Source organism: Rouxiella sp. T17 (assembly GCF_036663475.1).
Classification (GTDB): Bacteria; Pseudomonadota; Gammaproteobacteria; order Enterobacterales; family Enterobacteriaceae; genus Rouxiella.
The window spans coordinates 171,839-183,616 of sequence record NZ_JAWUEA010000032.1; the positions used below are offsets into that span (position 1 = coordinate 171,839).

5 protein-coding genes and 1 tRNA gene are annotated in these 11,778 nt (G+C 53.4%); 4 read left to right on the forward strand and 2 right to left on the reverse strand.

What is annotated here, in order from left to right; all coding sequences use genetic code 11:
• Positions 1-132: 132 nt before the first annotated feature.
• From ptrA to recD, 3 genes are read left to right on the forward strand one after another with little or no spacing between them, the layout of a single operon-like run.
• A complete protein-coding gene (ptrA, locus tag SC206_RS12420; protein ID WP_332737655.1) occupies positions 133-3,018 on the forward strand; it encodes a pitrilysin in 2,886 nt (961 codons plus the stop codon).
• Positions 3,018-6,578: an exodeoxyribonuclease V subunit beta gene (gene recB / locus SC206_RS12425; RefSeq protein WP_332737658.1), complete on the forward strand. Its 3,561-nt coding sequence runs from the start codon at positions 3,018-3,020 to the stop codon at positions 6,576-6,578. The genes ptrA and recB overlap by 1 nt, the downstream gene beginning before the upstream one ends.
• The gene (gene recD / locus SC206_RS12430; RefSeq protein WP_332737660.1) at positions 6,575-8,455 is read left to right on the forward strand and encodes an exodeoxyribonuclease V subunit alpha; all 1,881 of its coding nucleotides are present in this window, start codon (positions 6,575-6,577) and stop codon (positions 8,453-8,455) included. The genes recB and recD overlap by 4 nt, the downstream gene beginning before the upstream one ends.
• 129 nt (positions 8,456-8,584) lie before the next feature.
• Here the strand turns inward: recD and argA are convergent, their stop codons facing one another.
• Complete coding sequence (gene argA / locus SC206_RS12435) at positions 8,585-9,910, reverse strand: amino-acid N-acetyltransferase (protein WP_332737662.1); 1,326 nt, start codon at positions 9,908-9,910, stop codon at positions 8,585-8,587.
• A gap of 224 nt (positions 9,911-10,134) precedes the next feature.
• Between argA and amiC the strand changes: the two genes are divergently transcribed.
• Positions 10,135-11,385 (forward strand): N-acetylmuramoyl-L-alanine amidase AmiC, encoded by a 1,251-nt coding sequence (gene amiC, locus SC206_RS12440; RefSeq protein WP_332737664.1) that lies wholly within the window; start codon positions 10,135-10,137, stop codon positions 11,383-11,385.
• A gap of 167 nt (positions 11,386-11,552) precedes the next feature.
• Here the strand turns inward: amiC and SC206_RS12445 are convergent.
• A tRNA-Met gene (locus SC206_RS12445) sits at positions 11,553-11,629 on the reverse strand.
• Between the last annotated feature and the right edge of the window lie 149 nt (positions 11,630-11,778).

Consider the following 11,778-nt stretch of genomic DNA (forward strand, 5'->3'; position numbering starts at 1 on the left):
AAAGAGCAACGGGTGAAAACTATCTGCATCTTAAGGGGTCTGAGTCATTTAGCACGCTTTTGGTTATGGGTTCGGCCCACGTCGACGCTTTAGCCTGAGTTTTTAATTTTTTCTCATCAAGGGAGACAGGTAATGTTGAAACAGCTTACCCGTGTAAGCGGGTTACTGTTGTTGTTGACGTTTTGGGCCCCTGAAGTCTGGTCCGCGACAGACTGGCAACCATTCGCAGAAACAATACATAAAAGTCAGAACGATCCTCGTCAATATCAGGCAGTAAAATTGTCCAACGGCATGACGGTGCTGCTGGTTTCCGACAACGATGCCACAAAATCGTTGGCGGCTTTAGCCGTATCCGTGGGCTCGCTTCAAGATCCCGATGGGCAGTTAGGCTTGGCGCATTTCACTGAACACATGCTGCTGATGGGGTCGAAAAAATATCCTAAACCTGAAAGCCTGTCCGAATTTCTGAAAATGCACGGTGGCAGCCATAACGGCAGCACCGCGTCTTACAGGACCGCATTTTATCTTGAAGTCGAAAACGATGCCTTGAAAGAGGCTGTCGATCGTCTGGCCGATGCCGTTGGCGAGCCGTTGCTTGACCCAAATTATGCCGACAAAGAGCGTAATGCGGTTAATGCCGAACTCACTATGGCGCGTTCACGCGATGGCATGCGAATGGGGCAGGTGAGGGCAGAAACCCTGAATCCGGCTCACCCCGGTTCGCGTTATGCGGGCGGGAATCTGGACACGTTACGCGATAAACCGGGTAATAATCTGCACGATGCGCTGGTGGACTTTTATCATCGCTACTACTCCGCCAATCTTATGGTGGGCGTTATCTACAGCAATAAACCGCTGCCTGAACTGGCACAGATTGCCGCCGATACCTTCGGCAAGATTGCCAATCACGACGCTAGCGTGCCACCTATTACCGTGCCGAGCGTGACGCCCGAACAGCAGGGAATTATCATCCATTATGTGCCTGCCGAACCGCGCAAGCAGCTGCGGGTCGAATTTGCCATCGACAATAATAGTGCGGCCTTCAGAAGCAAGACTGATACTTATGTCAGCTATTTGATTGGTAATCGCAGTAAAAATACCTTGTCCGACTGGTTGCAAAAACAGGGGCTTGCGGACGGTATCAGTGCCGGTGCCGACCCGATGGTGCAGCGGAATCAGGGCGTTTTCGCTATTTCTGTTTCACTGACCGACAAAGGGCTGGCTGAAAAAGATCGCGTGATTGCGGCTATTTTTAACTACCTTTCGCTGATCCGTTCCGAAGGCGTCAAAAAAGAGTATTTCGACGAAATCGCGCACGTAATGGCCCTCGATTTTCGTTATCCGGCGGTAACGCGTGATATGGATTACGTCGAGTGGCTAGTCGATACCATGATGCGTGTGCCGGTCGATCACGTGCTCGATTCTCCTTATATTACTGACCGATTCGACCCGCAGGCCATTGATAATCGTCTTGATGGGCTGACGCCAGCGCATGCCCGCATTTGGCTGGTGAGTCCGAATGAGCCTCACAATAAAACGGCCTATTTTGTCGATGCCCCGTATGAAGTCGATAAAATTCCTGCCGATGATTTTACTCGCTGGCAGCAGCTTGCAGGGCAAATCAGCCTTTCGCTGCCGACGCTAAATCCGTATATTCCCGAAAATCTCGAGCCGGTGAATAAGTCGGACGGACAGACTAAGCCCGCGCTTGTGGTCAATCAAAAAGGGTTGAGGGTGCTTTATATGCCTAGCCGTTACTTTACGGCTGAGCCTAAAGCCGACGTAACGCTGGCTTTCCGCAGTCAGCATTCGCTCGATAGCGCCAAAAAACAGGTGCTGTACGGCTTGAATGATTATTTAACGGGCGTGGCGTTTGATCAGCTAAGTTATCAGGCGTCGATTGGCGGCATCAGTTTTGCGACGTCGCCGGGCAATGGCCTGGAGTTTAACGCCGACGGTTTTACCGATCATCTGCCTGATTTGTTAAGCAAATTAGTGGAAGAGTATCCGAAAGTGGTGCCGACTCAGCAGCAGCTGGATCAGGCCAAGTCCTGGTATCTCGAACGGTTGGCGGCGGCAGACAAGGGCAAAGCCTTTGAACTGGCGTTATTACCGGCTCAGATGATTTCGCGGCTGCCTTACAACGAACGTGAGGTGCGCGAGGGTTTAGTTAAAGACATTACCCTGCAAGATGTTACGGCTTATCGTAAAAGCCTGCTCGACGAGGGCGCGCTGGAGGTGATGGTCACGGGTAATATGACTGCGCCTCAGGTTGAAAAAATGGTCGCGGACATCAAGGACAAAGTGAAACCGCAGGGCACGCAGTGGTGGCGCGGAAGTCGGATTATTGTCAATCATCCGCAAAAGGTTAATATGCAGCGCATAGGAACCTCGACCGACTCTGCGCTGGCCGCCGTCTATGTGCCCGTCGGTTTCGACGAAGTCCAAAGCATGGGTTATAGCGCATTGCTGGGGCAGATTATTCAGCCTTGGTTCTACAGTCAGCTGCGGACGCAGGAACAGCTCGGTTACGCCGTTTTTGCCTTCCCGATGCCGGTGGGCAAACAGTGGGGGATTGGTTTCCTGTTGCAGAGCAACAGCAAGCAGCCAAAATATCTTTACCAGCGCTATCTGGCTTTCTATCCACAGGCTGAAAAACGTCTTCGTGCGATGAAAGACAGCGAGTTTGCCCAGTACAAGCAGGGGCTGTTGAATGACATGCAGCAGCGTCCGCAAACGCTAAGTGAAGAAGCGGGGCGCTTTAGCGAAGATTTTAGCCGTGGCAACGACCAGTTCAACACGCGTGACAAGGTGATTGCCGTAATTCAGGGGCTGTCTCAGCAGAAACTGGCCGATTTCTTCCATCAGGCCGTGATAAGCCAAACCGGTTTTGCGATGCTGTCGCAGGTTTCCGGTAATGACAGCAAAACGCCAGATTACGCGGCACCAGCGGGTTGGAAAACCTACCCGACGACATCGAGTTTGCAAAAAACCTTTCCACATCAGGTTAATAAATAATGACAGAGACACTCCCGCACAAGCTTGATCCCCTCACGCTGCCACTCTATGGCGAGCGGCTGATTGAGGCTTCTGCGGGCACCGGAAAAACCTTTACGCTTGCGCTGCTTTATCTGCGTTTGCTGCTCGGACTAGGGCAGGATGCCGCGTTTCCGCGCAGGCTAACGGTAGAAGAAATACTGGTAGTGACCTTCACCGAGGCCGCGACGGAAGAGTTGCGCGGCCGTATTCGCAGTAATATCCACGCGCTGCGGCTCGCCTGTATCCGTGGCGTGAGTGATAACCCCATGCTTACGGCGTTGATGTCTGAAATCGTCGATTTAGCCGAGGCGGCGTCAACCCTGCTTGCCGCAGAAAGGCAGATGGATGAGGCGGCAATTTACACCATTCACGGTTTCTGCCAGCGCATGCTGATGCACAATGCTTTCGAGTCGGGAATTCTTTTCGAGCAGACGCTGATTCAAGACGAGCTGCCGCTGCGACGTCAGGCCTGCGCCGATTTTTGGCGACGTTATTGTTATCCATTGCCTCTAGATATTGCCCGCGCAGTCGCCGAGGAGTGGAGCGGCCCTGAAGCCTTGCTCGGAGTGTTAGCCTCTTACCTTCACGGAGAAGCGCCGCAGCTGCGTTTTCCGCCAGACAGCGAAGAGACGCTTGAGAGCCGCCACCAGCGCATTGTTTCGCGCATTGATGATCTCAAGCAGCAGTGGCAGGCTTCGGCTGCTGATATAGCCAGCGAAATTGATAAATCTGATGTCGACAGACGCAGTTACAGTACGCGTTATCTGCCCGTCTGGCTGGCGGCGGTGGGTGAATGGTCGGCGCAAAAAACTGAAAGCTACACGTTGCCGAAAGAATTAGAGCGTTTCCGCCAGTCAACTCTGATGGATAAGACCAAAAAGGGTCAGCCGCCGCAGCATGCAGTTTTCCGCGCCATCGACCAGCTTTATGAAGAGCCGTTAAGCATTCGTGATCTGGTCATCGCCCGCGCGCTGGATGAAATCCGTCTGTCAGTGGCCGAAGGAAAACGCCAGCGCGCCGAGCTCGGCTTTGACGACCTGCTCAGCCGTCTTGATAGCGCACTCAGGCAGCCTAACGGCGAGATTTTGGCGCAAACCATTCGTCAGCGTTATCCGTTGGCAATGATCGATGAATTTCAGGACACCGATCCGCAGCAGTATCGGATTTTCCATAACCTTTATGGCAAGCAGCCACAATGCGGATTACTGCTGATCGGCGACCCAAAACAGGCGATTTATGCCTTCCGTGGCGCGGATATTTTTACCTACATGAAGGCGCGTGCCGAAGTCACTGCCCACTACACCATGGATACCAACTGGCGCTCGGCAGTGCCGATGGTCAATGGCGTTAACCAACTGTTTTCACGACTGGAAACGCCGTTTTTGTTCTCGCAGATCCCGTTTCTTTCGGTGCAACCCGCGCCTAAAAATGCAGGGCTCAGCTTTGAGCTTAATGGCCAAAAACAGCCGGGCATGCAGTGTTGGGTACAGCCGGGCGAAGGCGTAGGCTCTGCCGATTATCAGCAGTTTATGGCGCAACATTGCGCAGCACAGATTCGAGAATGGTTAACCGCAGGCCAGCAGCAGCAGGCCTGGCTGATGTCGGGTGACGGCCGTAAACCTGTCGAAGCCTCGGATATCACGATTCTTATTCGTAGCCGTCGTGAAGCGGGCCTGATTCGCGACGCGCTGGCAGCATTGAATATTCCGTCGGTTTACCTTTCCAATCGCGATAGCGTGTTTGATACGCCAGAGGCGATGGACGTGCTGTGGCTGTTGCAAGCCGTGCTCACGCCCGAACATGAACGCACGCTGCGCAGCGCGATGGCGACCGGACTCATGGGCTTGGACGCCCCGACTTTAGATGCGCTCACGCAAAACGAAGCCGCGTGGGACAAGCTGGTTGACGAATTCGACGGTTACCGCCAGCGCTGGATGCAGCGCGGCGTGCTGCCGATGCTCAAAAGCCTGATTACTCATCGTCATATTGCCGAAGATTTGCTGGCGAATCCGGGCGGTGAGCGTCGCCTGACCGACTTACTTCACCTTGGCGAACTGCTACAGGAAGCCGGCGCCCAGTTAGAGAGCGAGCACGCGTTGGTTCGCTGGCTGGCGCAGCAGGTCGCGCAGCCTGATAATCAGTCCCAAAGCCAGCAGCTGCGCCTCGAAAGCGACAAGTATCTGGTGCGCGTGGTGACTATCCACAAATCGAAAGGGCTTGAGTATCCGCTTGTCTGGCTGCCGTTTATCAGTAATTTCCGCGTACAGAAACACGGGCTGTATCACGATCGTCAAAGCTTTGCTGCGCTGCTGGACTTAAGCGAAGATGAACAAAGCATTGAGCTGGCCGAAGAAGAGCGGCTGGCCGAAGATTTGCGCCTGTTGTACGTGGCGTTAACCCGTTCGGTTTATCACTGTAGCCTTGGCGTTGCGCCGCTGATTCAAGGCACCCGTAAAAAACAGGGTGACACTGATTTGCATCTCGGCGCGCTGGGTTATCTGATTCAAAAAGGCCAAGCCGGAGATTCGACCTATCTAGCTGAATGCCTTGTAGATTTAGTCGGTGAAAACATTGCTGTCACCCAAATTGAAGCGACGGAATCCACCGCCTGGGAGCCGCCAAAAGTGGTGGCGTCGCAGCTGTCGGCGGCACAAATTACGCGTACCATCGCGGATTTCTGGCGTGTAACCAGTTATTCCGGGCTGCAACAGCATGGTTCCGCACTGGCGCAAGATTTGCTGCCAAAGCTGGACGTCGATGCTGCCGGTGAACAACCGCAGGAAAGCGAGCCGCAAATGACGCCGCACAGCTTTCCGCGCGGTGCCGCACCCGGCACTTTCTTGCATAGTCTGTTTGAAGAAATTGATTTTAATCAGCCGGTAGAAAGCGCTTGGCTGCTCGAAAAACTCGAGGCGCAGGGTTACGCCAGCGAATGGTTGCCCGTGCTTGAAGAGTGGATCAACACGGTGCTAACCACCGATTTAGACGACTCCGGCCTTTCGCTAAGCCTGCTGGAGACGTCGCAGCAGCAGTCGGAACTGCAATTTTATCTGCCGATAGAAGGGCTGTTAAAGCCCGAAGATCTCGACGCGCTGATACGTCGCCACGACCCGCTGTCGGCAAAATGCCCACCGCTGAATTTCCAGCAGGTGCGCGGCATGTTAAAAGGCTTTATCGATTTGGTCTTTTGCTGGCAGGGCCGCTATTACCTGCTGGACTACAAGTCCAACTGGCTTGGCGAAGACAGCAGCGCCTACACTCAGGCGGCAATGGAGGGCGCGATGGCGCAGCATCGCTATGACCTGCAATATCAGCTCTATACGCTGGCCTTGCATCGCTACCTTGGACACAGGCTGGCGGGTTATGATTATGAACAACATTTCGGTGGCGTCATTTACCTCTTTCTTCGCGGGGTCGACGCTGAGCATCCTGATAACGGAATTTTCCGCCACCGGCCTGATAAGGAATTTATTACCTCGATGGACAACCTGTTTAAAGGCGAAGCCGTAGCGCAACCAGCACGGGAGAATGCCCAGTGAATCTACTTTATGAACAGGCAATCACGCTTGGCGCTTTGCGCCCTCTAGACGTGCAGTTTGCCCGCATGCTGGCGGGAGAAGATCCTGCCATGATGCTGGCCGTGGCCTGCCTTAGCGCCGAGGCTGGTCGAGGGCACGTTTGCCTGCGACTCGATGAATTACTGCCCGAACGGCTGTTTGAAGGCCGTTTTCCGGCTCTGGCAAACGCGCTATGTCACGCGGCTGGCGCGCTGGACGAGCAAGGCTGGCTTGCTGGATTACAGCAGCATCCGTCGGTAAGTGACGGCAGTCAGGCGACGCCGCTGGTATTACTGCAGCAGCGCCTTTATTTGCAACGCATGTGGCAGGACGAAGGCCGCGTGGCGACATTTTTCATTGATGACAGTCAGGCAACGCTGGCCGCGTTGGCCGAGCAAAACGGCGAGATGGCCGTAGATGAACAGCGGCTCCGAGAGGTGCTCGACCAGCTTTTCGGTCCTGCCGATGCAGGCAGTATTGACTGGCAAAAAGTGGCGGCAGCAGTGGCGGTCACTCGACGTATCGCCATTATTTCTGGCGGGCCGGGTACCGGAAAAACCACCACGGTAGCTAAACTGTTGGCGGCACTGGTCAAGCTTCAGCCCGATAATCGCCTGCGTATTCAGCTCGCGGCGCCCACCGGCAAGGCGGCGGCAAGGCTGACCGAATCATTGGGACAGGCGAGCCGTCATCTTGATCTCACCGATGCCCAGCGGGCGCAGTTCCCCGACGAAGCGTCCACGCTGCACCGTTTGCTGGGCGCGCAGCCGAACAGCCAGCGAATGCGCTACCATCAGGGAAATCCGCTGCACCTTGACGTGCTGGTGGTCGATGAAGCTTCAATGGTCGATTTACCGATGATGGCCCGCTTGATTGCCGCGCTGCCCGCTCAGGCACGGGTTATTTTCCTTGGCGATCGCGATCAGCTGGCATCGGTTGAAACAGGCGCGGTATTGGGAGATATTTGCCGTTTTGCGGAGCAGGGTTATAGTCCGACACGCGCGGCTCAGCTGTTGCGGCTGACGGGCTGCGCGGCCGAAGGGGTCGAACTCGCGCAACCTGCCAGCGTGCGTGACACACTTTGCCTGCTGCGTAAAAGCTATCGTTTCGATGCCAGTTCCGGCATTGGCGTGCTGGCTGCGGCAGTAAACGCGGGCGACAGTCACGCCGCGCACCGCGTGTTGGCACAGAATTTAGCCGATGTCGGCAGCTTCCCGCTTAACGAAACCGAAGACTTTACATCACTGCTCGACGCCTGCGTCGCCAGCTATCGGCCTTATCTAAAAGCCGTCGCCGACAAAGCGGACCCTGCTGAAATCCTGCGGGCGTTTGGCGAGTTTCAAGTGTTGTGCGCCCTGCGTGAAGGACCTTTTGGTCTTGCCGGACTTAACGAGCGTATCGAGCAGATGTTGCAGCGCCACGGTTTAATTCGTCGACCCACCGCGCTGGGTGGCCGTTGGTACGCCGGAAGGCCCGTGATGATTAGTCGTAATGACAGCGCACTCGGGCTGTTCAACGGCGATATCGGCATTACCTTGCGCAGCGAAAACGACGAATTAAGGGTCTATTTCCAGCTGCCGGACGGGCAAATCAAATCGGTGCAGCCTAGCCGTTTGCCTATTCACGATACGGCTTATGCAATGACGGTGCACAAATCCCAGGGATCGGAATTCGACCATACGCTGCTGGTGTTGCCGAACCATTTCTTGCCAGTGCTGACGCGTGAACTGGTTTATACGGCGATTACCCGTGCCAAACGGCGGTTGTCGTTGTATAGCAGTGAAAAAGTGCTGAGCATGGCGATCCGCACGCCGACGCAAAGACGCAGCGGGCTGGTAGAGCGGTTGATGGCAGGCTGAGTGACTGCCTTTGCGATCTTTTTTGCTCGTAGAATAAGACGTTATAAATGGAATAAAAAATCGAATTGAAAAAGGCGGCACATAGTATGCGCCGCCTTTATGTAAATTCATGTTTTCGTCGAAAAAAGATTACAAATCAGCGATCAGGATTTTAGAGCGACGCTGATAGTTGTACATTTCCTGCTTCTGAATCGGCAGTACGTCGACGTCGGCGGGCTTGAAGCCGCGCTCCTGGAACCAGTGAATGCTGCGGGTAGTCAACACAAACAGTTTCGTCAGGCCCATCTGTTTTGCGTGACTCGCGACGCGTTTCAGCAGCATTTCGCCCCGTGACGAGCTGCGGTAATCCGGATGCACCGCCACGCAGGCCATCTCACCGATTTTCTCGTCGAGGAACGGATAAAGCGCGGCGCAGGCAATGGTCAGATTATCGCGTTCGATAATCGTGAATTTGTCGATTTCCATCTCAAGCTGTTCGCGGGAACGACGCACCAGAATGCCTTGCTGCTCCAGCGGACGAATCAGCTCGAGAATGCCACCAATGTCATTAATCGTGGCGCGACGCACCTGCTCGGCGCTTTCCATTACCACCTGAGTACCAATACCGTCACGTGAGAACAGTTCTTGTATCAGCGCGCCATCTTCTTGATAACTAATCAAATGGCTGCGACGCACGCCGCTGCGGCAGGCCTTGACAGCACCACGCAGGAAACGCACGGTTTCAGACTGGTAATCGCCTTGCTCTTCAATCTTCTCGATTAGGTTTTGCGCGTCATTCGGGAACAGTTCGGAAACAATGTTACCTTCTTCATTAGTCACGCCCTGTTCGGCCCCAAAACCAATCATCTTCTCGGCTTTAAGTTTGATAGCAAGCTGCGTCGCGACTTCTTCAGAAACCAGATTAAAGCTCTCGCCGGTCACTGAAACGGCAACCGGCCCCAGCAGCACGATGGCATTGCTGTCGAGCTGGCGATGAATCGCCTCTTCATCGATACGGCGAATGCGGCCGCTGTGACAATAATCCACGCCGTCATCCACGCCTAAAGGCTGGGCAATAATGAAGTTGCCGCTTACCACATTAATATGCGCGCCCTGCAACGGCGTATTGTTAAGGCTCATCGACAAACGAGCCGTAATGTCGAGCTGCAACAGGCCGGCAGCCTGCTTTACCAACTCCAGCGCACGGGCATCGGTGACGCGGGTATTTTTATGATAAATCGGTTCGTAGCTATGTTCGGAAAGGTTGCTGTCGATTTGTGGACGCGCGCCATAAACAACCACCAGCCGGATACCTAGGCTGTGGAGCAAACCGATGTCATTGACTATGTTAGTGAAATTTTCATGTTCGATGGCTTCACCGCTGAGCATGATGACAAAAGTCTTACCACGGTGAGCATTAATGTAGGGAACTGAGTGGCGAAAACCCTGTACTAATTCAGTGCTTCGTTCCTTCACGGCAAAACCTCATTTGAATTTTTATTCGTAATTTCTGTATTTTTATTCTTTTAGCGCTGTGTGGCAAGTAAGAAATCTCTGTTTTTGAAATTGAATTATTACTAATGAGTTAAAAACTGAAAAATCCTGACAAACCAATAAGTGACAGGGCCAACCTGATTCGTTAAAGTTCGTCCAATCGCTTTTTGTTACTTTTATTCATCTTTTGATATCTTTGAGACGACATGGCTGACGAACAACATAATTCTCGCCGACGCCTTCTTCTGCAAAGCGCCGCAGCATCGTGGTTGTTGAGCGTCAGCGGCATTGGTTTGGCTGCCAGTTCACACGTCGTTGCCGTGCGCGTTTGGCCATCCTCAACCTACACGCGCATCACGATTGAATCCAGCCAACTGCTTAAGTATAAGCAATTTACTTTGCAAAACCCGCCGCGAATTGTCGTGGATATTGAAGGTTTGCAATTGAATTCAGTACTTAACGGGCTTGGGCACAAAATTCACGCCAGCGACCCTTCTATTCGTCATGTGCGTGTCGGCCAATTTACGCCGACGACCGTGCGAATCGTGCTTGAACTGAAGCAGACCATCAGCCCGCACCTGTTTACGCTGCCGCCGGTCGCCGGTTTTCGGCATCGACTGGTTGTCGACCTTTATCCTGAACAAAGAGGCGAGGGCGATCGCGACGACCAACTGCTGGCGTTGTTAGAAGATTTCAATCGGGGTGACGTGGCCCGAACGTTGCCGCCTGAAAAAAAGAAGGATGGCAAGGCAGGGCGCGAGCGTCCGCTGGTCATCATGCTTGATCCGGGTCACGGCGGCGAAGATCCGGGCGCTATTGGCAAACATAAAACCCGTGAAAAAGACGTGGTGCTGCAAATTGCCCGGCGGTTGCATCGGTTGATTCAGCTACAGCCCAATATGACTGCTTACATGACGCGCAACGAAGATATTTTCATTCCGTTAAAAGTGCGGGTTGCGAAGGCGCGTAAGCAGCGGGCTGACCTGTTTGTCTCTATTCATGCCGACGCTTTTACCAATCGCGCGGCAAAAGGATCTTCGGTTTTTGCCTTGTCGACCAAAGGCGCAACCAGCACGGCGGCCCGTTTTCTGGCCCAAACGCAAAACGAATCTGACAATATTGGGGGAGTAAGTAAAAGCGGCGATCGCTATCTCGACCATACCTTGTTTGATTTAATGCAAACGGCGACCATTAATGACAGCTTGAGATTTGGTAAAGAAGTGCTGACGCGGATGGGCAGGGTCAATCATTTGCACAAGCATAAAGTCGATCAGGCAGGTTTTGCTGTGTTGAAAGCGCCGGATATCCCTTCGATTCTGGTTGAAACGGCGTTTATCAGTAATCTGGAAGAAGAGCGCAAGCTGCGAACCAGCCATTTTCAACAGCAGGTAGCCGAATCTATTCTGGCAGGAATTAAAGCGTACTTTAACGATGGCGGAATGTTGGCCAAGAGATAAGCAAGAGATACGTAAGAGATATGGAATAGCAGTAGAGATAAGGAATAACAGTAGGATTTTAGACGCGAAAGGTTGGATATCGAGGAATTTCAGGCAAAAAAAAACACCCATCGGGTGTCTGTTTTTGTAGAAGCTTTTTAGGAAGTAATTTTTTAAGAAAGTATAGTTGGTTGCGGAGGCCGGATTTGAACCGACGACCTTCGGGTTATGAGCCCGACGAGCTACCAGGCTGCTCCACCCCGCGTCCGTCTACTACATTCTTTTTACTTCTACTTATTATTGCTTCAGTTCTTATTGCTTTCAAACAATCAGACAGTTGGTTGCGGGGGCCGGATTTGAACCGACGACCTTCGGGTTATGAGCCCGACGAGCTACCAGGCTGCTCCACCCCGC

Coding starts and splice junctions, on each gene's coding strand:
- ptrA (WP_332737655.1), top strand. CDS start 133: ATGTTGAAACAGCTTACCCGTGTAAGCGGGTTACTGTTGTTGTTGACG.
- recB (WP_332737658.1), top strand. CDS start 3,018: ATGACAGAGACACTCCCGCACAAGCTTGATCCCCTCACGCTGCCACTC.
- amiC (WP_332737664.1), top strand. CDS start 10,135: ATGGCTGACGAACAACATAATTCTCGCCGACGCCTTCTTCTGCAAAGC.